Origin of the sequence: Streptomyces mayonensis (genome assembly GCF_018982965.1) — a bacterium.
Classification (GTDB): domain Bacteria; phylum Actinomycetota; class Actinomycetes; order Streptomycetales; family Streptomycetaceae; genus Streptomyces; species Streptomyces mayonensis.
The window spans coordinates 45,661-66,015 of record NZ_JACBYP010000001.1; the positions used below are offsets into that span (position 1 = coordinate 45,661).

15 protein-coding genes are annotated in these 20,355 nt (G+C 72.6%); 6 read left to right on the plus strand and 9 right to left on the minus strand.

The window, feature by feature from the left end; genetic code table 11:
- Positions 1-135 precede the first annotated feature (135 nt).
- Positions 136-351 carry a hypothetical protein gene (locus tag HZS56_RS00205; protein ID WP_216718542.1) on the plus strand — a complete coding sequence of 72 codons (216 nt, stop codon included), beginning with the start codon at positions 136-138 and terminating at the stop codon, positions 349-351.
- Positions 352-356: 5 nt separating this feature from the next.
- Complete coding sequence (locus tag HZS56_RS00210; protein WP_216718543.1) at positions 357-2,540, plus strand: MMPL family transporter; 2,184 nt, start codon at positions 357-359, stop codon at positions 2,538-2,540.
- 72 nt (positions 2,541-2,612) lie between these two features.
- On the opposite strand, the gene HZS56_RS00215 is transcribed toward HZS56_RS00210, so the two are convergent.
- From HZS56_RS00215 to tkt, 7 genes are read right to left on the minus strand one after another with little or no spacing between them, the layout of a single operon-like run.
- Positions 2,613-4,073 carry a membrane-associated oxidoreductase gene (locus HZS56_RS00215; protein WP_216718544.1) on the minus strand — a complete coding sequence of 487 codons (1,461 nt, stop codon included), beginning with the start codon at positions 4,071-4,073 and terminating at the stop codon, positions 2,613-2,615.
- 56 nt (positions 4,074-4,129) lie between these two features.
- Entirely contained in the window at positions 4,130-5,020 is an 891-nt protein-coding gene (gnd, locus tag HZS56_RS00220) for a phosphogluconate dehydrogenase (NAD(+)-dependent, decarboxylating) (protein WP_216718545.1), read from the minus strand.
- Position 5,021: 1 nt separating this feature from the next.
- Positions 5,022-6,674, minus strand: a complete 1,653-nt coding sequence (gene pgi / locus HZS56_RS00225) for a glucose-6-phosphate isomerase (protein ID WP_216718546.1) — start codon at positions 6,672-6,674, stop codon at positions 5,022-5,024.
- On the minus strand, positions 6,667-7,602 hold the full coding sequence (gene opcA / locus HZS56_RS00230; protein WP_216718547.1) for a glucose-6-phosphate dehydrogenase assembly protein OpcA: 936 nt from the start codon (positions 7,600-7,602) through the stop codon (positions 6,667-6,669). Before opcA ends, pgi begins: the two co-directional genes overlap by 8 nt.
- Complete coding sequence (gene zwf, locus HZS56_RS00235) at positions 7,599-9,386, minus strand: glucose-6-phosphate dehydrogenase (RefSeq protein WP_216718548.1); 1,788 nt, start codon at positions 9,384-9,386, stop codon at positions 7,599-7,601. The genes opcA and zwf overlap by 4 nt, the downstream gene beginning before the upstream one ends.
- Positions 9,383-10,552, minus strand: a complete 1,170-nt coding sequence (gene tal, locus HZS56_RS00240) for a transaldolase (RefSeq protein WP_216718549.1) — start codon at positions 10,550-10,552, stop codon at positions 9,383-9,385. Before tal ends, zwf begins: the two co-directional genes overlap by 4 nt.
- 46 nt (positions 10,553-10,598) lie before the next feature.
- Complete coding sequence (gene tkt / locus HZS56_RS00245; RefSeq protein ID WP_216718550.1) at positions 10,599-12,695, minus strand: transketolase; 2,097 nt, start codon at positions 12,693-12,695, stop codon at positions 10,599-10,601.
- A gap of 157 nt (positions 12,696-12,852) precedes the next feature.
- Here tkt and HZS56_RS00250 point away from each other — a divergent pair, with 157 nt between their 5' ends.
- Positions 12,853-13,788, plus strand: coding sequence for a helix-turn-helix transcriptional regulator (locus tag HZS56_RS00250; RefSeq protein ID WP_216718551.1), 936 nt, complete (start codon positions 12,853-12,855; stop codon positions 13,786-13,788).
- Between the two features lie 147 nt (positions 13,789-13,935).
- Here the strand turns inward: HZS56_RS00250 and HZS56_RS00255 are convergent, their stop codons facing one another.
- On the minus strand, positions 13,936-15,336 hold the full coding sequence (locus HZS56_RS00255; protein ID WP_216718552.1) for a glycoside hydrolase family 16 protein: 1,401 nt from the start codon (positions 15,334-15,336) through the stop codon (positions 13,936-13,938).
- Positions 15,337-15,822: 486 nt separating this feature from the next.
- Here HZS56_RS00255 and HZS56_RS00260 point away from each other — a divergent pair, with 486 nt between their 5' ends.
- On the plus strand, positions 15,823-17,160 hold the full coding sequence (locus tag HZS56_RS00260; RefSeq protein WP_216718553.1) for a 6-phospho-beta-glucosidase: 1,338 nt from the start codon (positions 15,823-15,825) through the stop codon (positions 17,158-17,160).
- Positions 17,161-17,245: 85 nt separating this feature from the next.
- On the opposite strand, the gene HZS56_RS00265 is transcribed toward HZS56_RS00260, so the two are convergent.
- Positions 17,246-18,418 carry an ATP-grasp domain-containing protein gene (locus HZS56_RS00265; RefSeq protein WP_216718554.1) on the minus strand — a complete coding sequence of 391 codons (1,173 nt, stop codon included), beginning with the start codon at positions 18,416-18,418 and terminating at the stop codon, positions 17,246-17,248.
- A 384-nt stretch (positions 18,419-18,802) separates the two neighbouring features.
- Here HZS56_RS00265 and HZS56_RS00270 point away from each other — a divergent pair, with 384 nt between their 5' ends.
- Positions 18,803-19,672, plus strand: a complete 870-nt coding sequence (locus tag HZS56_RS00270) for a metallophosphoesterase family protein (protein WP_216718555.1) — start codon at positions 18,803-18,805, stop codon at positions 19,670-19,672.
- The gene (locus HZS56_RS00275; RefSeq protein ID WP_216718556.1) at positions 19,669-20,349 is read left to right on the plus strand and encodes a 4'-phosphopantetheinyl transferase family protein; all 681 of its coding nucleotides are present in this window, start codon (positions 19,669-19,671) and stop codon (positions 20,347-20,349) included. Before HZS56_RS00270 ends, HZS56_RS00275 begins: the two co-directional genes overlap by 4 nt.
- Positions 20,350-20,355: the final 6 nt, after the last annotated feature.

A 20,355-nucleotide genomic window follows, 5' to 3' on the forward strand; every position in this document is an offset into this window, starting at 1 on the left:
CGGAGAGGTACGGGGGCAGCCGCGCCGTACATCCCCTGGTGTACGGCGCGGCTGTCGCCTCCTGCCGCTGGTGCAGACCGGCTGTCAGCCGTGGGCCGACGCCGTCACCCGGGGGACACGAGCACGATCGGGGACATGTCGTCGTCTTCCCCTTCCACCCGGATCAGTGCTGCCCTCGTCGGCGCACTGGTGGGTACCGCCGCCGGGATCCTGCTGGTCGCCGTCGCCGGAACGTTCTCGATCACGGTCAGCGGTGTGTTCGCCGGGCTGGCGCTCGGCGTACCCGCTGTCGCGGGAGCGGTCGTGGGGGCGGCGACGGCCGAAGGCAACACTCGCTCGAATCCGAGGTAGGCATCATGTCTTCCCCCCGCGGCTCCGCCGCGTCCCTTGTCCCGCCCGCCCCGCAGGACGCCGCCTCCGCGCCCGTCGGACGGTTCGGTGCCCTGGCCGGCTGGGCGCAGCGTCACCGCTGGGCCGCCCTCCTGCTCTGGGTGGCCGTGGTGGCCGCCATCACGCTGGGCTCCACCGCGGCCGGCTCCGCGTACCGGAACGACTTCTCGCTGCCCGGCACCGACTCCCAGGCGGCCACCGACCTGTTCAAGGAGCACGGCAGCGACCAGGCGGGCGACAGCGTCGAGATCGTCTTCAAGGACCCCGGTGGCGTCGCGAGCGCCCGGGCCGGCATCGAGCCGATGCTGGCCGAGGTGAAGCACATGGCGGGCGTCGCCGACGTGCGCAGCCCCTTCGCCGATGCCTCGGCGGTGTCCGGGGACGGCACGATCGCCTACGCGTCCGTCACCCTGGAGGGCAAGACGGAGGACGTCCCCAAGGAGGACGTCGCCAGGATCATCGACGTCGCGCAGCGCACCGCCACCGAGGACCTCCGGGTCGAGGTGGGCGGCGAGGCCGCCCGCAACGCGGAGGACAAGGCGGGACCGACCGCCGAACTGACCGGGATCGTGGCCGCCCTGGTCATCCTGGTGCTGCTGTTCGGTTCACTGCTCGCGGCATCGCTGCCGCTGATCACCGCGCTGTTCGCGGTCGGCGGCGCCATCGGTCTGATCGCCCTGGCCTCGCACGTCTTCACCGTCGCCGACTTCACCCCGCCCATCCTGATGCTCGTCGGCCTCGGCGTCGGCGTCGACTACGCGCTGCTGATCTTCTACCGCTACCGTCAGGAGCTGCTGGCCGGCGCCCGGCCCGCCGAGGCCAGCCGCACGGCCCTCGACTCCGCCGGCCGCACGGTCTTCTTCGCCGGCTGTACGGTCATCGTCGCCCTGCTGGGCCTGGTCGCTCTCGGACTCGGCTCCCTGCAGGGCATCGCCCTCGCGGTGGCCGTCACCGTCCTGATCACCATGGCCGCCTCCCTGGTGCTGCTGCCCGCCCTGCTGGTCCTGTTCGGCGGCCGCATCCGACGCCATGTCCTCAAGCAGCAGGCCACGGCCACCAAGAAGGGCAGGACCGAGGGAAACGGCTGGCGCGCCATGGCCCGCGCCGTGCAGCGACGCCCGGTCCCGACCCTGCTGGCCGGCGTCGTCGCGCTCCTGGCCCTGTCCGCGCCGGCACTGGGCATGCGCCTGGGCTTCGCCGACTCGGGCAACGACCCGCAGGAGACCACGTCCCGCCACGCCTACGAGCTGCTCGCCGAGGGTTTCGGCCCCGGCTTCAACGGTCCGCTCGTCGTCCTGGTGAAGGGCGGGCAGGACGCCGGCGACGCCGTCCGGTCGGAACTCGCCACCACCCCCGGCGTGGCCGAGGCCGGCCCCGCGCTGCCCTCCGAGGACGGCGCTCTGTCCACCGTCTTCGTCTATCCGACGACCTCCCCGCAGGACGAGGGGACCGTGGAACTCGTGCACCGGCTGCGTGACGACGTGGCCCCGCCCCTGGAGCACACCACGGGCGCCGAGGTGCTGGTCGGCGGCGCCACGGCCGCCTCCCAGGACGTCTCCGAGACACTCGCCGAGCGACTGCCCCTGTTCGTCGCCGTCGTCGTGGGCGTCTCCTCGCTCCTGCTCCTGCTGGTGTTCCGGTCGGTCTGGATCCCCGTCAAGGCCGCCGTCCTGAACCTCCTGTCCATCTCCGCCGCGCTCGGCGTGATCACCCTGGTCTTCCAGCACGGCTGGTTCGGCGCCCAGCCCGGGCCCGTGGAAGCCTTCATCCCGGCCCTGATCTTCGCGATCGTGTTCGGGCTCTCCATGGACTACGAGGTCTTCCTCGTCTCCCGCATCCACGAGGAATGGGTGCGCACCGAAGACCCCTCGCGGTCCGTGCGCGAAGGGCTCGCTTCCACCGGCAAGGTCATCACCGCCGCCGCAGCCATCATGATGTTCGTCTTCGGGGCGTTCGTCCTCAGCTCCGACCGCATGCTCCAGCAGTTCGGACTGGGTCTGGCCGTCGCCATCCTGCTCGACGCCGTGGTCATCCGGTGCCTGATCGTCCCCGCCGTCCTGCAGATGCTCGGCGCACGGGCCTGGTGGCTGCCCGCCCCGCTGGCCCGGAGACTGCCCAAGGTGTCCATCGAACGCCCTCGGCGGAGCTGACCTCGTCGCGACCCGGCTCGGACCACCATGAGCCCGCGCCGCGTGCGGCCGCCCGGCACGCGGGCGCGCGGCTCACTGGCGGCTGACCGTGCGGGTCAGGCCCGTGATGACCGTCGTGGCCAGGATCCAGCCGGTGACGACGAGGAGGTAGGACAGCGTCTGGTACCAGCCCTCGGGCGCGAAGGCGGTCTCCTGACCGAAGGAGATCACCGGCAGCAGCAGGTCGAGCGTGTAGAACACCGGGTTGAACTCCGGTGCCTCGTCCGGCTTCAGGGCCGGCGGGTGGTGCAGTCCGTACGCGAGGGCACCGGCCGCGAGCAGCGACAGCAGCCAGCCGCCCGCCCGCACCGGCCGGAAGCCGTAGCCGACCGTGACGTCCTGGAGGTGGCCCCACAGGCGGCCGTACCAGGGCAGGGTGCGCCGGCGCCGCCGCTGCTTGGCGAGCTGCACGAGGCGGGCCGCGTCGTCGTCGCCGATACGGCGGTAGGCGGCGGTCAACTGCTCGTAGAGGAAGGGGAGATAGCTGTCGCCCTGCTCCAGCATCGGCAGGCGCCGCTCGGCGGGCTCGTGCGGGATGAGGGCGGTGTAGGTCAGGTCGTTGAGCCGGACCAGGTCCGGCACCACCTCCGGCTGGAGGAACAGTACGTCCACCTGGGTGCGGCGCAGATTGAGCGCCCCCTGCACCACCGGGCCCTCCCGCAGCCAGATTTCGCCGATCACGCAGCTGCTGGCCCGTATCGCGGTGCCGCCGGGGTTGGCCAGCCGCGCGTGCGAGAGGTCGAGGCGGCCGGGTATCCGCGCGCCGCGCAGCTCCAGCCGGCCCCGGACGTCCGCGTGCCGCAGCAGTACGTCGGCCTCGGCCGCGAGCGTCTCGGCGAGCAGGGCGGTGCCGCCCGGCCGGCCCAGCGCCGCGTCGGTGAGGTTGACCGTGCCGGCGATCCGGGCACCGGTGAGCCGTACCTCGCCGCCCGCGCGCAGCCCCGGCGCCCACAGGTCGGCGCCCAGGACCGCCTGGTTCAGCTGGAGCACCGGCCCGTCGGTGTCCGGTGCGTCGATCCGGGTGCCCTCCAGGTACAGACTCCCGGTGACCTCCGCGCCCGCGAGGCGCACCATGCCGCCGAACCGGGCCCGGGTCAGCCGCAGTACGCCCTCCACCCGCACCGCGTGCGAGATCATCCCCGGCAGCACCGACTCGCTCAGGTTCAGCTCGCGCAGCCGCGCCGCGAAGAACCTCGGCTCCTCCTCGAAGTGGCAGTGACGCAGGTGCACCGGGTGGTCGACCGTCGCGTACTGCAGATCCAGCCGCCCGGTGACCCGGGCACCGGCCACACTGAGCGTGGCGACCCGGCCGTCCTCCTGGGGGCCGTCCAGGAGCAGGGCGCGCAGCACACTCGCGCGCACGGTCCGCTCGGGGCCCCACGCCGCGCCGTCGGCGGGGTCCTCGTCGTCCGCGACGCGGAAGTCCACCAGTGTGCCGGAGGCGAAGGCGCGCCACACACGTGTCTCGGCCGGTGTCAGGTCGTTGATCTCCATCAGGGAGGGACTCTGACCCGAACCGGCCGATCACGTCAACGTGCTTCCGCCGCCGCCTACTTCCCGTCCTTGTCGGCCGACTCCACGGCGTGGCCGCCGAACTGGTTGCGCAGCGCGGCGATCATCTTCATCTGCGGCGAGTCCTCCTGCCGGGAGGCGAACCGCGCGAAGAGGGAGGCCGTGATCGCGGGCAGCGGCACCGCGTTGTCGATCGCCGCCTCCACCGTCCAGCGTCCCTCGCCGGAGTCGTCGGCGTAGCCGCGCAGCTTCTGCAGGTGGTGGTCGTCGTCCAGGGCGTTGACGGCGAGGTCGAGGAGCCAGGAGCGGATGACCGTGCCCTCCTGCCAGGACCGGAAGACCTCGCGGACGTTGTCCACGGAGTCGACCTTCTCCAGCAGCTCCCAGCCCTCGGCGTAGGCCTGCATCATCGCGTACTCGATGCCGTTGTGGACCATCTTGGAGAAGTGCCCGGCGCCGACCCTGCCCGCGTGGACGTAGCCGTACGGCCCGTCGGGCTTGAGGGCGTCGAAGACCGGCTTGAGGTCGTCGACGGTCTCCTTCTCGCCGCCGACCATCAGCGCGTAGCCGTTCTTCAGACCCCACACGCCGCCCGAGACGCCCGCGTCGACGAAGTTGATGCCGCGCCTGCCCAGCTCCTCGGCGTGCCTCTCGTCGTCCGTCCAGCGGGAGTTGCCGCCGTCGATCACGGTGTCGCCGGGCTTGAGCAGCGTCGCCAGCTGGTCGATGACGTGCTGGGTGGCGCCGCCGGCCGGGACCATCACCCAGACGGCGCGCGGCCGGTCCAGGCCGTCGACCAGCTCGACCAGGCTGTCGACGTCGGCCCGCTCGGGATTGGTGTCGTATCCGACGACGGTGTGGCCGGCGTTGCGCAGGCGCTCGCGCATGTTGCCGCCCATCTTGCCGAGACCCACAAGACCGATCTGCATGTCAGTGCACTTCCTTCAGTTCACGGTAGGCGGCCACCAGCGCGGCCGTGGACGGGTCGAGGCCGGGCACGTCCGCACCCTCCGTGAGGGCGGGTTCGACGCGCTTGGCCAGCACCTTGCCGAGCTCGACGCCCCACTGGTCGAAGGAGTCGATGTCCCAGACCGCGCCCTGGACGAACACCTTGTGCTCGTACAGCGCGATCAGCTGGCCGAGTACGGACGGGGTCAGCTCGCCGGCCAGGATCGTCGTGGTCGGGTGGTTGCCGGGGAAGGTGCGGTGCGGCACCTGCTCCTCGGGCACCCCCTCGGCCCGTACCTCGTCGGCGGTCCTGCCGAAGGCCAGCGCCTGCCCCTGGGCGAACAGGTTGGCCATCAGCAGGTCGTGCTGGGCCTTGAGCCCGTCGCTCAGCTCGGCCACCGGCCGGGCGAAGCCGATCAGGTCGGCCGGGATCAGCTTGGTGCCCTGATGGATCAACTGGTAGTACGCGTGCTGCCCGTTGGTGCCCGGCGTGCCCCAGACGACCGGCCCGGTCTCCCACCGCACCCGGCGCCCCTCGCGGTCGACGGACTTGCCGTTGGACTCCATGTCGAGCTGCTGGAGGTATGCCGTGAACTTCGACAGGTAGTGGCTGTACGGCAGTACCGCGTGCGACTGCGCGCCGAGGAAGTTGCCGTACCAGACGCCCAGCAGGCCCAGGATCAGCGGGGCGTTGGCCGGGGCCTCGGCGCTCTGGAAGTGCTCGTCGACGATGCGGAAGCCGTCGAGCATCTCCCGGAAGCGGTCCGGGCCGATGGCGATCATCAGGGACAGCCCGATCGCCGAGTCGTACGAGTACCGCCCGCCGACCCAGTCCCAGAACTCGAACATGTTGGCCGTGTCGATGCCGAACCCGGCGACCTTCTCCTCGTTCGTCGACAGGGCGACGAAGTGCCGGGCCACGGCCTTCTCGTCGCCGCCGAGCCCGTCGAGCAGCCACGACCGCGCCGAGGTGGCGTTGGTGATCGTCTCGATGGTGGTGAAGGTCTTGGACGCGACGACGAACAGCGTCTCGGCGGGGTCCAGGTCCCGGACCGCCTCGTGCAGGTCGGCGCCGTCGACGTTGGAGACGAACCGGAAGGTCAGCGAGCGGTCGGTGAAGGCGCGCAGCGCCTCGTACGCCATCGCGGGGCCGAGGTCGGAGCCGCCGATGCCGATGTTGACGACGTTGCGGATACGGCGGCCGGTGTGGCCGGTCCACTCGCCGGAGCGGACCCGGCCGGCGAAGGCGGCCATCCTGTCGAGGACGGCGTGCACCTTCGGTACGACGTTCTCGCCGTCGACCTCGATCACCGCGTCCCGCGGCGCGCGCAGCGCGGTGTGCAGCACCGCACGGTCCTCGGTGATGTTGATCCGCTCACCGCGGAACATCGCGTCGCGCAGCCCGGACACGTCCGTCGCGGCGGCCAGTTCCCGCAGCAGCGCCAGCGTCTCGTCGGTGACCAGGTTCTTGGAGTAGTCGATGCGCAGGTCGCCGACGCGCACCACGTACCGTTCCGCCCGCCCGGGGTCCCGGTCGAACAGCTCACGCAGGTCCGGCCGCGGCAGCGCGTCCTTGCGGTGGTCGGCGAGCGCGGTCCACTCGGGCCGCCGGTCGAGCTTCGGGGTGTCAGACATGGACGGGGCTCTCCTTGCCGGCCTCGCCCCGCAGGGCGACGGCGTACATCTCGTCGGCGTCGAGGCGCCTGAGCTCCTCGGCGATGAGTTCGGAGGTGGCGCGCACCTTCAGCGCGAGGGAGCGCGGGGGCTGACCGGGCAGGGTCATCGTGGCGAGCGGACCCTCGGGCCGGTCGATGACGATCTCTCCGTTCGCGGTGCCGAGGCGCACGGCCGTGACGACCGGGCCGTCGGTGACCACGCGGTCCACCCGGACCCGCAGCCGGGCCTCCAGCCAGCGGGCCAGCAGCTCGGCGGCCGGGTTGTCCGCCTCGGCCTCCACCACCGCCGAGGTCACCGGCACCCGGGCCTGGTCCAGGGCCGCGGCCAGCATCGAGCGCCACAGCGTCAGCCGGGTCCAGGCGAGGTCGGTGTCGCCCGGCGCGTAGGCGCGGACCCGGCGCTCCAGGACCTCCATCGGCCGCTCCACCGTGTACAGGTCGGTGATGCGGCGCTGGGCCAGCGCGCCCAGCGGGTCCTTCGCCGGGTTGTCCGGCGCCTGCACCGGCCACCACACGACGACGGGCGCGTCCGGCAGCAGCAGCGGCAGCACCACCGAGTCGGCGTGCTCGGACACCTCCCCGTACATGCGCAGCACGACGGTCTCGCCGGTGCCCGCCTCCGAGCCGACCCGGACCTCGGCGTCGAGGTGCGAGCGGGTGCGGTCGCGCAGGTTGCGGGGGTGGCGCTTGATGACGACCAGGGTGCGCGAGGGGTGCTCGTGCGAGGCCTCCTCGGCGGCCTTGATCGCGTCGTACGCGTTCTCCTCGTCGGTGACGATCACCAGCGTGAGCACCATGCCCACGGCCGGGGTGCCGATGGCCCGGCGGCCCTGCACCAGCGCCTTGTTGATCTTGCTTGCCGTGGTGTCGGTCAGGTCGATCCTCATGGCCTGCGCCAGCTCCGTCCGTCTCGTGCGAGCATCTCGTCCGCTTCCCGCGGTCCCCAGCCGCCCGACGCGTACTGCGCGGGCTTGTCGTGCGAGGCCCAGTACTCCTCGACCGGATCGAGGATCCGCCAGGACTCCTCCACCTCCTGGTGGCGCGGGAACAGGTTGGCGTCGCCCAGGAGCACGTCCAGGATCAGCCGTTCGTACGCCTCCGGGCTGGACTCGGTGAAGGACTCGCCGTAGGCGAAGTCCATCGACACGTCGCGGATCTCCATCGACGTGCCCGGCACCTTCGAGCCGAACCGCACCGTCATGCCCTCGTCGGGCTGGACCCGGATCACGATGGCGTTCTCGCCCAGCTCCTCCGTCGCGGTGGAGTCGAAGGGGGAGTGCGGGGCACGCTGGAAGACCACCGCGATCTCCGTGACCCGGCGGCCGAGCCGCTTGCCGGTGCGCAGGTAGAACGGCACCCCGGCCCAGCGGCGGTTGTCGATCCCCAGCTTGACCGCCGCGTAGGTGTCGGTGGTGGAGGCCGGGTCGATGCCCTCCTCCTCCAGGTAGCCGGGGACCTGCGCGCCGCCCTGCCAGCCGCCCGCGTACTGCCCGCGCACCGTGTGCTCACCCAGGTCCTGGGGCAGCCGCACCGCGCGCAGCACCTTCAGCTTCTCGGTGAGCAGCGACGGCGCGTCGAAGGAGGCGGGCTCCTCCATCGCGGTGAGCGCCAGCAGCTGGAGGAGGTGGTTCTGGATGACGTCGCGGGCGGCGCCGATGCCGTCGTAGTAGCCGGCCCGGCCGCCGATGCCGATGTCCTCGGCCATCGTGATCTGCACGTGGTCGACGTAGGACCGGTTCCAGATCGGCTCGTACATCTGGTTGGCGAAGCGCAGCGCCAGGATGTTCTGGACCGTCTCCTTGCCCAGGTAGTGGTCGATCCGGAAGACCTGCTCCGGGTCGAACACCTCGTGCACCAGCGCGTTCAGGTCGCGGGCGCTGCCCAGGTCGTGGCCGAACGGCTTCTCGATCACCGCGCGGCGCCAGGAGCCGTCCGGCGCGTCGGTCAGCCCGTGCTTCTTGAGCTGCTGAACGACCTTCGGGAAGAACTTCGGCGGCACGGAGAGGTAGAAGGCGTAGTTGCCGCTGGTGCCGCGCGAGGCGTCCAGCTCCTCCACGGCCCCCCGCAGCTGGTCGAACGCGTGGTCGTCGTCGAAGTCGCCGGGGATGAAGCGCATGCCCTCGGAGAGCTGCTGCCAGACCTCCTCGCGGAACGGCGTGCGCGCGTGCTCCCTGACCGCGTCGTGCACCACCTCGGCGAAGTCCTGGTCCTCCCAGTCCCGGCGGGCGAAGCCGACCAGCGAGAAGCCGGGCGGCAGCAGACCGCGGTTGGCCAGGTCGTACACGGCGGGCATCAGCTTGCGGCGGGACAGGTCGCCCGTGACGCCGAAGATGACCAGGCCGGACGGGCCCGCGATACGGGGCAGACGGCGGTCCTGGGGATCGCGCAGGGGGTTGCTCCAGTCGAGCGGTGCCACCGGCTCCTCGGCCCTCGCGCCCGCGCTCCCGCTCTTCGCCCCCTTGGCGGCACGGGCGGTCCGGGACTTCTTCGCGCCCCGGGCGCCCTTGGCCGGTCCGGACGCCTCGGCCGCGTCGGCGGTCCGTGCCTGCAGGGCCTCCTCGGCCTCCTCGGCGTGCAGCGGCCCCGCGGCCTCCCGGGCCGTCCGCGCCTCCTTGGCTTCCTTCGTCGCCTTGGTCTCGCGGACCGTCGTAGCGGGAAGCTCCTCGCTCATTCCCCGTCAACTCCCTTGCTGTCGAGGGACTTCGTCACGGCGGCGAGCAGGTCCTGCCAGGCCGCCTCGAACTTCGCCACGCCCTCCTGCTCCAGCTGCTCCACCACCTCGTCGTAGGAGATGCCGAGCCGTTCCACGGCCGCGAGGTCGGCCCGGGCCTGGGCGTACCCGCCGGTGACCGTGTCGCCCCGGACCTCGCCGTGATCGGCGGCGGCGTCCAGGGTGGCCTCCGGCATCGTGTTCACGGTGCCGGGAGCGACCAGCTCCTCCACGTACAGGGTGTCCCGGAATGCCGGGTCCTTCACACCGGTGGACGCCCACAGGGGGCGCTGGGGGTTGGCGCGGGCACCGGTGAGGGCGGTGAAGCGGTCGCCCGCGAAGACGTTCTCGTACGCCTCGTAGGCCAGGCGCGCGTTGGCCAGGGCCGCCCGGCCGCGCAGGGCGCGGGCCTCGTCCGTGCCCAGCAGCGTCAGACGCTTGTCGATCTCGCTGTCGACACGGGAGACGAAGAAGGAGGCCACGGAGTGGATGCCGGACAGGTCGAGCCCGGCGGCCCGCGCCTTCTCCAGACCCGCGAGATAGGCGTCCATGACCTCGCGGTAGCGCTCCAGGGAGAAGATCAGCGTGACGTTGACGCTGATGCCGGCGCCGACGACCTCGGTGATCGCCGGAAGGCCCGCCTTCGTCGCCGGTATCTTGATCATCACGTTGGGCCGGTCGACCAGCCAGGCCAGCTGCCCGGCCTCGGCGACCGTGGCCCGCGTGTCGTGGGCGAGCCGCGGGTCGACCTCGATGGAGACCCGGCCGTCCCGGCCGCCGGTCGCGTCGTACACCTCGCGCAGCACGTCGGCGGCGGCACGGACGTCGGCGGTGGTCATCATGCGGACCGCCTCGTCGACGGCGACGCCCCGGACGGCGAGGTCGGCGAGCTGCTCCTCGTAGCCCTCGCCGGAGCCGATCGCGGCCTGGAAGATCGACGGGTTGGTGGTGACGCCGACGACGTTCCTCGTCCTGATCAGCCCGGCCAGGCTGCCGGACTCGATCCGCCGCCGCGACAGGTCGTCGAGCCAGACGGAGACACCCTGGTCGGCCAGGCGCCGCAGGGCTCCCACCGGTGCTGTCGCGGGCGCGGACCCGGTGGCGGTTGTATCGGTCACAGTGATCATCTTCTCTTTCTGCTTCGCAGGCTTGGCGGGGTTCGCAGGGCGGGCTTCAGCCGCGGGCGGCGGCCAGGGACTCCCGGGCGGCGGCGGCCACGTGCTCGGCGGTGAAGCCGAAGGCGGTGAACAGGGTCTTCGCGTCGGCGGAGGCGCCGAAGTGCTCCAGGGAGACGATGCGGCCCGCGTCCCCGACGTACTTGTGCCAGGTCAGGCCGATCCCCGCCTCCACCGCGACCCGGGCCCGCACGGCCGGCGGCAGCACGCTGTCGCGGTACTCGCGCGGCTGCTCCTCGAACCACTCGACGGACGGCATCGACACCACGCGGGTGGGCGTGCCCTCCGCCTCCAGGGCCTCCCGGGCCGCCACGGCCAGCTGGACCTCGGAGCCGGTGGCGATCAGGACGACGTCCGGGTCGCCGGCGGAGGCGTCGGCGAGGACGTAGCCGCCCCGGGCCGCGTCCGGGTTCGGTTCGTACACGGGCACGCCCTGACGAGTGAGGGCGAGGCCGTGCGGGGCCGGATCGGCGGAGTGCCGCCGGAGGATCTCGGCCCACACGGTCGCGGTCTCGTTGGCGTCGGCCGGGCGGACCACGTTCAGACCCGGGATCGCGCGCAGCGAGGCCAGGTGCTCGACCGGCTGGTGGGTGGGGCCGTCCTCGCCGAGCCCGACGGAGTCGTGCGTCCACACGTACGTCACCGGCAGCTGCATCAGCGCCGACATGCGCACCGCGTTGCGCATGTAGTCGGAGAACACCAGAAACGTTCCGCCGTAGACACGGGTGTTGCCGTGCAGCGCGATGCCGTTCATCTCGGCGGCCATCGAGAACTCGCGGATGCCGAAGTGGACCGTGCGGCCGTACGGGTCGGCCTCCGGCAGCGGGTTGTCCGCCGGGAGGAAGGACGACGTCTTGTCGATCGTCGTGTTGTTCGAGCCGGCCAGGTCGGCCGAGCCGCCCCACAGCTCCGGCAGCACCGGGCCGAGGGCCTGGAGCACCTTCCCGGAGGCGGCGCGGGTGGCGACGGACTTCCCGGTCTCGAACACCGGCAGGGCGTCCGCCCAGCCCTCCGGCAGCAGGCCCGCCACGACGCGGTCGAACAGCGCCGCGCGCTCCGGGGCCGCGTCGCGCCAGGCGGCGATCCGCCTGTGCCACGCGGCGTGCGCCTCGGCACCCCGGTCCAGGGCCCGGCGGGTGTGGGCGAGCACCTCGTCGGAGACCTCGAAGGAGCGCTCCGGGTCGAGGCCGAGGACGCGCTTGGTCGCGGCGACCTCCTCCGCGCCGAGGGCGGATCCGTGGGAGGCCTCGGTGTTCCGGGCGTTCGGCGCGGGCCAGGCGATGATCGTGCGCATGGCGATGACGGAGGGGCGTCCGGTCTCGGCCTTCGCCGCCGTCAGCGCCGCGTACAGCGCGTGCACGTCGACGTCGCCGTCCTCGGCGGGCTCGATGCGCTGCGTGTGCCAGCCGTAGGCCTCGTACCGCTTCAGCACGTCCTCGGAGAACGCGGTCGCGGTGTCGCCCTCGATGGAGATGTGGTTGTCGTCGTAGAGGAGGACGAGGTTGCCGAGGCGCTGGTGACCGGCCAACGAGGACGCCTCGGCGGAGACGCCCTCCTGGAGGTCGCCGTCGCTGACGACCGCCCAGACCGTGTGGTCGAAGGGGGACTCGCCCGCCGGGGCCTCCGGGTCGAACAGGCCGCGCTCGTAGCGGGCGGCCATCGCCATGCCCACCGCGTTGGCGACACCCTGGCCCAGCGGACCGGTCGTCGTCTCCACACCCGCGGTGTGCCCGTACTCGGGGTGGCCGGGCGTCTTCGAGCCGTGCGTGCGGAACGCCCTGAGGTCGTCGAGGCCCAGTTCGTACCCGGCGAGGTGGAGCTGCGTGTAGAGGGTCAGCGAGGTGTGGCCGGGGGAGAGGACGAAGCGGTCACGGCCGGTCCACTCGGGGTCCGCGGGGTCGTGCCGCATCACCTTCTGAAAGATCGTGTACGCCGCCGGGGCGAGGGCCATCGCCGTCCCCGGATGGCCGTTGCCCACCTTCTGCACGGCGTCGGCCGCCAGGACACGGGCGGTGTCGACGGCACGCCGGTCGAGTCCGGTCCATTCGAAGCGGTCCGCGCTGTCCACTGTCCGCGTGCTCGTCTGCGTACTCATCTTCAAGAAATCCTCGATCGAAGCGGAGGAACTGACCTGACGCGTTCAAGATTAAAAGTCTGACTTTTGAGAGTGAAGGTTGCGGTGTGCCAGCCTGTGGTGAAACTGGGACACGCCCCGGCCCCGGGGCGCGCGGGCGGGACGGCACGAGTAGGACATGGCGGACGAACACACTCAAGACGGCGGCCTCGCGGGCGACGACCGCGGTTCCGAGGGGGGCGGCGACGGGATCAGAACGTTCCCCTTCCCGGTCGATCTCAGCCTCCTCGGCGTCGGCATGCAGGTGGGGCCCATGGGCTCCGGCCGCACCTGGCACGCGCAGGCCCCGCTGCGCCGCGTGCACCGCATCGACTTCCACGTCGTCATGCTCTTCACCGGCGGACCGGTCCGTCACATGATCGACTTCGCCGAGTACGAGGCGACGGCCGGCGAGCTGCTGTGGATCCGTCCGGGCCAGGTCCACCGCTTCTCGCCGGAGCGCGAGTACCGCGGAACGGTGCTGACCATGCAGCCCGGCTTCCTGCCCAGAGCCACCGTGGAGGCCACCGGCCTCTACCGCTACGACCTGCCGCCACTGCTCCGCCCCGACCCGGCACGGCTCGCGGGGCTGACGGCCTCCCTCGACCAGTTGCGGCGCGAGTACGAGGATGCGACCACGCTGCCGCTCAGCCTGCACACCGCCGTACTGCGCCACACGCTCTCCGCGTTCCTGCTGCGCCTCGCCCACCTCGCGGCCGACGCGGACCGGGCGCGGGGGCGGGTGGACACGCCGGGGGACCGCACATTCGTCCTGTTCCGGGAGGCGGTCGAGCGGGGCTTCGCCACCAACCACAGCGTCAGCGCCTACGCCGACGCGCTCGGTTACTCCCGCCGCACGCTCGTCCGCGCGGTCCGCGCCGCCACCGGCGAGACACCCAAGGGCTTCATCGACAAGCGGGTCGTCCTGGAGGCCAAGCGCCTCCTCGCCCACACGGAGATGCCGATCGGGCGGGTCGGCGCGGCGGTCGGTTTCCCGGACGCGGCGAACTTTTCCAAGTTCTTCCAGCAGCACACGGACCAGACACCGGCGGTGTTCCGAGCGGAACTGCGCTGAGCGGGGCCCGCGCGCGGGCGTCGGGGGTGTGGGGCCCGTGCGCGGAGGCCGCGCGGAGGCCGGGTACGGCGAAGGGGGCTCCACGCGCGCGTGGAGCCCCCTTTCGCCCTCCTGCGGGGCCGCGACGCCGGTGTGCCGGCCGGTTGTTCAGCGGCCGAAGCTGAACCAGTTGACGTTCACGAAGTCGGCCGGCTGACCGCTGCTGAAGGTCAGGTACACGTCGTGCGTGCCGGTCACGGGCGTGATGTTCGCCGGAACCGTGCGCCAGGACTGCCAGCCGCCCGTGTTGCCCACGGCGAAGCTGCCGACCGGCGTGGCGGTGCGGCTGTCCAGGCGCACCTCCACCAGGCCGCTGACACCGGCGGCCGCGCCGCTCGCCACCCGGGCCTTGAACTGCGTCGCCGCGGTCGAACCGAACTTCACGCCCTTGTACTGGACCCAGTCGCCGTTCGCCAGCGCGCCGAGGTTGCTCCCGCCGCCCGAGTCCGAGCTGCCCTCGGTCAGCGTGCCGGACTGGGCGTCGTACGACTCGGCCTCGACGGCGCTGTACGCGTCACGGTCACCGCCGGTCGGCGGCGGTGTGGTACCGCTCCCACCGGCCGACAGGACCTGGACGTAGTCCACGAGCATCGAGTGGCCGGGCTGCGTGGCGCCGTCCGGGCCACCGCCGAAGGCGTCCGGGAAGCCGCCGCCCATCGCCACGTTGAGAATGATGAAGTAGCCGTGGTCGGTGGCGTTCGCCCACGTCGTCGCGTCGACCTGGTTGGCGCGGACGGTGTGGTAGTTGATGCCGTCGACGTAGAAGCGGATCTCCTCCACGCCCGTCGAACGGTCCCACTCCACCCCGTAGGTGTGGAAGCCCGCCTGGCAGGTGGCGCCGGGACAGGCCCTGCTGCCGCCGATGCCGGTGGTCTCGTTGCACGGGCCGCCGGGGGAGGTGCCGCAGTGCAGCGTCGACCAGACCGTGTTGAGGCCCTGGGTGTTCTCCATGATGTCGATCTCGCCGACGCCGGGCCAGTTCCAGTAGTTGCCCCGGTAGGGCGAACCGAGCATCCAGAACGCCGGCCAGTAGCCCCTGGCCGCGGTCCCGGTGACGTTCGGGACCTGGATGCGCGCCTCCACGCGCAGCTTGCCGCCGGCCGGGGGCTCGAAGTCGGCGCGCCTGGTCTCGATACGGCCCGACGTCCAGTTGCCCGCGCCGTCGCGCTGCGGGGTGATGCGGAGGTTGCCGCTGCCGTCCAGCGAGACGTTGCTCGGCGACGAGGTCATCGTCTCGATCTCGCCGGTGCCCCAGTTGGCGGGGCCGCCGGGGTACGAGGTGCCGGTGTCGTACTGCCAGTCGGCCGTGTTCACGCCCGACCCGGCGGCTCCGTCGAAGTCGTCCGCGAAGACCTGCGTCCAGCCGGACGGGGGCGGTGGGACGCTGGCGCCGGCGGACGGGCCGGTCGCCACCGTCGCCGCCGCGGCGAGGCCGAGCGTGCCGACGACGGCCACCAGTGCCCGGCGCAGCGGCCGGCGTCTGGGCGGGTTACCGGAAGTCTCTCTCATGCGGGGGTCGCCTCTCGGAGGGGGAGTGGGAAGCGGTACGCCCCGAGGGCGCTCCGTGGGGAGTTGCTGAGAGCGCTCTCAGAGTGCGGCCAATGTGCTCTGCGCCGCAGCCGCCGTCAAGAGGTGAAGCCGAGAAACTCCTTGCTGCGCAGGGGAGTTCGGCCCGTGAACGTCATGTACGTCCGCGAACGTGCCGGACGGGCGCGGGTGGCCGTCGTCAGTCTTGGAGGGAAAAGGGAGGGGGAGAAGGGAGGAAGGGGAGAGGGAGGAGAGGAGAGAGGGGGGAGGAGGGGAGAAGGCCGGAACGGGCGCCGTGGCCTCGCCCCGCCAGGCGGACGTGCCATGATCGGCGTCGGACCGATTGGTGCGGTCGGGCCGGTGCGGTCGCGCAGGTGACGGTCGCGTGCGGCCTCGGAGGCGGCGGGCCGGTGCGGCGCGCAGTGGCGGCCGGTGCGGTCGGAGGGCGACGGAAGAAGGGGTGCGGACGTGAGGCTGACGATTCTGGGCGGCGGCGGGTTCCGGGTGCCGCTCGTGTACGGGGCACTGCTCCGGGACCGCGCCGAGGGGCGCGTGACCCGCGTGGTCCTGCACGACCTGGACGCCGCCCGGCTGTCGGCGGTCGCCCGGGTGCTCGCCGAGCAGGCCGCCGGAGTGCCGGACGCGCCGGAGGTGACGGCGACGACCGACCTCGACGAGGCGCTGCGCGGCGCCGACTTCGTGTTCTCCGCGATCCGCGTCGGCGGCCTGGAAGGACGGGCCGAGGACGAGCGGGTGGCGCTCGCCGAGGGTGTGCTCGGTCAGGAGACGGTCGGCGCGGGCGGCATCGCCTACGGGCTGCGGACCGTCCCGGTCGCCGTCGACATCGCGCGCCGCGTGTCCCGGCTGGCACCGGACGCCTGGGTCATCAACTTCACCAACCCCGCCGGTCTCGTCACCGAGGCCATGTCCCGGCACCTCGGCGACCGCGTCATCGGCATCTGCGACTCGCCGGTCGGCCTCGGGCGCCGCGTCGCGCGCGTGCTGGGCGCCGATCCGGACCGGGCCTGGATCGACTACGTCGGCCTCAACCACCTCGGCTGGCTGCGCGGCCTGCGCGTGGCCGGACGCGACCAGCTCCCGCGGCTGCTCGCGGACCCGGAGCTGCTCGGCTCCTTCGAGGAGGGCCGGCTCTTCGGCGCCGAGTGGCTGCGCTCGCTCGGCGCCGTGCCCAACGAGTACCTGCACTACTACTACTTCAACCGGGAGACCGTCCGCGCCTACCAGGAGGCCGACCGCACCCGCGGCGCCTTCCTGCGCGACCAGCAGGCCCGTTTCTACGACGAGATGCGCTCGCCCGACGCGCCCGCGCTGGCCACCTGGGACCGCACCCGCGCGGAACGCGAGGCCACCTACATGGCGGAGAACCGGGAGACGGCGGGCGCGGGCGAACGCGAGGCCGAGGACCTGTCCGGCGGCTACGAGAACGTGGCGCTGGCCCTCATGCGGGCCGTCGCCCGCAACGAACGCACCACCCTGATCCTCAACGTCCGCAACCGCGGGACCCTGTCGGTCCTGGACCCGGACGCCGTGATCGAGGTGCCGTGCCTGGTCGACGCGGACGGCGCCCACCCGGTGGCCGTCGACCCGCTGCCGGGGCACGCCACCGGACTGGTCTGCGCGGTCAAGGCCGTCGAGCGCGACGTCCTCGCCGCGGCCGAGACGGGCTCCCGCGAGACGGCCGTACGCGCCTTCGCGCTGCACCCCCTGGTCGATTCGGTGAACGTCGCGCGCCGCCTGGTCGACGGCTACACGGCGGCCCATCCGGGCCTGACGTACCTGGAGTAGGCCCGCGCGCACGTCGGCGACAGGGCCGGTGGCCGGACGGTTCCCCCGGCGCGGAGGGAACCGTCCGATCGCGTTGCCGAGTCCGTTACGCCGGTGCACCGGCCGCCGGGTCGGGGACGGGAGCGTCCAGCCGGGCGGTGGCCGGGGCCGCGAGCGGGCCCGTTGCGGAGGGCACCGGCGCGGACGGCAGCGGTGCCGACGCCGCGGGCACGTCCGCGTGCTGGTGGGACGGGGGCACCGGGCGCAGGGGGCGCGGGCCCGACACCACCGTGTAGTCCTGGCCGAGGAACGGCGGCTCCAGCTCGCCCGGGTCGTCGCCGAGGGCCAGCCGGACCGCCGCCCACGGCATGTTGACCCCGCACAGCGCCAGTTGGTGCAGCCCGCCGGCCGGACGGGTGTTGACGTCCATCAGCACGGGCCGGTCGCCGAACATCCGGAACTGCACGTTGGACAGGTGGTGCAGCCCGAACGCCTCGGCGATCCGCCGCGCCGGCGCCAGCCACTGCTCGTGGAGCGTGAAGCCCCGGCGGCGACCGTGCTTGGTACGGCCCACGGCGAGCCGTACCCGGTTGTCCGGCCCGGTGAGGCAGTCCACCGAGACCTCCGGCTGTTCGAGGCGCGGCATCACCAGCCAGTCGACGGGCTCCTCGGCCGCCCGCAGCGCATCGAGGACCAGCGGCAGCGGCACCGAGGGACTCGGGAAACCGTTCAGGTGCGCGAGGGAGAAGGGGTCCCGGGTGACCATCCGGAAGCCCACACCGCCCGCCCCGGACGCCGGCTTGAAGCACGCCCGGTGGCCGAGCCCCTCCAGTTCCTCCACCGCGTGGACCAGTTCGCCGGCCGTGCGCACCCGCCACCACGGCGGCACCGGCACACCGATCGCCCGGACCGCCTCGTACGCGATCACCTTGTCGTGGAAGACGGCCACCGCTTCCGGCGGCGGCGCGAGCAGGGCCGTACCCACCGCCTCGAAGTCGGCCCGGTGGGCCACGATCGCCGACTGGTGCAGCCGGGGCACGAAGACGTCGATCCCGCGCCGCTCGCACTGGGCGAGGGCGTACTCGACGTAACCCGCCGGGGACAGCCCCTCCGGCTCCAGGTCGGCGGTGTCGGCTGCGGCCAGCACGGGGGAGTCCGGGTCGCCGTGCGTGGCATGGATCTCGACGGCCCGGTCGGCGGGATTTCTCCGCAGCTGATCCATGAAGAAGACGTTCTCCGCGTACGTACGGTTGAGCCAGACGCGTACGGGAGAAACCATGCAGGCCGCCTTTCAGGGTCCGCGCGGGCAGGGCGAAGCAGGCCGTGCCCGGCCAGGGGGTTGGAGGGTCACCGAGCCGCGCTGCGCGAAGAAAAAGGCGTGGCGGTGGTGTTGGGGCGATCATAGGGGTACGTGCGCCCCGGAGCGCAACGAGCGTCACACGGATGCGCCGCCCCCCGGTCGCGGCACCCCGGACGGGCCCCGGCCCGCCGTGGGTCGCGCCCCGGTCCCGCCGTGGGTCGTGCCCGGTCCCGCCGTGGTCCCGCTCCGGTCCGGCCCTGGTCCAGCCCCGTGCGGCCGGCGCGGGCCGTTCTTGTGACAGGGTCGGGGATGTGATCTCGTGGCGTCGGAGGGACGTCGGAGGGACGTCGGGAAGGGGTGGGGATGACGTCGACGGGCGACGCCCCGGGCACGCTCTGGGCCATCAGCGACCTGCACATCGCGTACTCGGAGAACCGTGCGCTGGTCGAGAAGACATACCCGGCGTCCCCGGACGACTGGCTCCTGGTGGCAGGCGACGTGGCCGAGACAGTCGCCGACATCCGCTGGGCGCTCGGCACGCTCGCGGAACGCTTCCGACGCGTCGTCTGGGCCCCCGGCAACCACGAACTGTGGACACACCCCAAGGACACCGTCTCCCTGCGCGGGGTCGCCCGCTACGAACACCTCGTCGAGCTCTGCCGCGAGCTGGGCGTGACGACGCCCGAGGACCCCTACCCGGTCTGGGAGGGCGCGGGCGGACCGGCGGTCGTCGCACCCCTCTTCCTGCTCTACGACTACTCGTTCCTGCCCGCCGGATGCGCGACGAAGGAGGAGGGGCTGAAGTACGCCCACGGCACCGGCGTCGTGTGCAGCGACGAGTACCTGCTCCACCCCGACCCCTACCCCAGCCGCGAGGCGTGGTGCCGGGCACGGGTCGCCAAGACCGAGCGCAGGCTCGCCGAACTCCCGGCCGGGCTGCCCACGGTCCTCATGAACCACTATCCGCTGGACCGGCACCCCACCGAGATCCTCTGGTACCCGGAGTTCGCCATGTGGTGCGGCACGCGGCTGACCGCCGACTGGCACCGCAGGTTCCGCGTCGACACCATGGTCTACGGCCATCTGCACATCCCGCGTACGACCTGGCACGAGGGCGTCCGCTTCGAGGAGGTGTCGGTGGGCTACCCACGGGAGTGGCGCAAGCGGTCCGACCCGCCCGGGCGGCTGCGCCGCATCCTGCCGTCGCCCGCCCGCGAGGAGGCCGCCCGGTGATCGAGGAACTGCTGCCCCCCACCGTCGTCTCCGTGGCGGCGTACGCCCACGACGACACCGGGCACCTGCCGCTCTACCCGGAGGAGGAGGCGATCGTCGCCCGGGCGGTCGCCAAGCGGCGCCGGGAGTTCACCGCCGTACGGTCCTGCGCGCGTCGGGCCATGGAGAAGCTCGGCGTGCCCGCGCAGCCCGTGCTGCCCGGCGAACGCGGGGCGCCGGGCTGGCCGGAGGGCCTGGTGGGCAGCATGACCCACTGCGACGGCTACTGTGCCGCGGCCCTGGCCCGCGCCACCGACCTGGCCTCCCTCGGCATCGACGCGGAACCCGACGGTCCGCTGCCGGAGGGGGTCCTGGACAGTGTGTCCCTGCCCACCGAGGCCGAGCAACTGCGCCGACTGGCGGGGGAGCGCTCCGGCGTCCACTTCGACCGGCTGCTGTTCAGCGCCAAGGAGTCGGTCTACAAGGCGTGGTTCCCCCTCACCCGGCAGTGGCTGGACTTCTCGGAGGCGGACATCGAGATCCGCGTGGACCCGGACGACCCCCGCCGCGGAACCCTGCGCGCCGCGCTCCTGGTGCCGGGGCCGACCGTGGGCGGCCGCAGGCTGACCCACTTCGACGGCCGCTGGACCGCCCGGGACGGCCTGGTCGCCACGGCGGTCGCGGTCCCGCACACCTGACGGGCG

Coding starts and splice junctions, on each gene's coding strand:
- HZS56_RS00205 (WP_216718542.1), top strand. CDS start 136: ATGTCGTCGTCTTCCCCTTCCACCCGGATCAGTGCTGCCCTCGTCGGC.
- pgi (WP_216718546.1), bottom strand. CDS start 6,674: ATGTCTGACACCCCGAAGCTCGACCGGCGGCCCGAGTGGACCGCGCTC.
- HZS56_RS00270 (WP_216718555.1), top strand. CDS start 18,803: ATGACGTCGACGGGCGACGCCCCGGGCACGCTCTGGGCCATCAGCGAC.
- tkt (WP_216718550.1), bottom strand. CDS start 12,695: ATGAGTACGCAGACGAGCACGCGGACAGTGGACAGCGCGGACCGCTTC.
- HZS56_RS00215 (WP_216718544.1), bottom strand. CDS start 4,073: ATGGAGATCAACGACCTGACACCGGCCGAGACACGTGTGTGGCGCGCC.
- gnd (WP_216718545.1), bottom strand. CDS start 5,020: ATGCAGATCGGTCTTGTGGGTCTCGGCAAGATGGGCGGCAACATGCGC.
- HZS56_RS00250 (WP_216718551.1), top strand. CDS start 12,853: ATGGCGGACGAACACACTCAAGACGGCGGCCTCGCGGGCGACGACCGC.
- HZS56_RS00265 (WP_216718554.1), bottom strand. CDS start 18,418: ATGGTTTCTCCCGTACGCGTCTGGCTCAACCGTACGTACGCGGAGAAC.
- zwf (WP_216718548.1), bottom strand. CDS start 9,386: ATGAGCGAGGAGCTTCCCGCTACGACGGTCCGCGAGACCAAGGCGACG.
- HZS56_RS00210 (WP_216718543.1), top strand. CDS start 357: ATGTCTTCCCCCCGCGGCTCCGCCGCGTCCCTTGTCCCGCCCGCCCCG.
- opcA (WP_216718547.1), bottom strand. CDS start 7,602: ATGAGGATCGACCTGACCGACACCACGGCAAGCAAGATCAACAAGGCG.
- tal (WP_216718549.1), bottom strand. CDS start 10,552: ATGATCACTGTGACCGATACAACCGCCACCGGGTCCGCGCCCGCGACA.
- HZS56_RS00255 (WP_216718552.1), bottom strand. CDS start 15,336: ATGAGAGAGACTTCCGGTAACCCGCCCAGACGCCGGCCGCTGCGCCGG.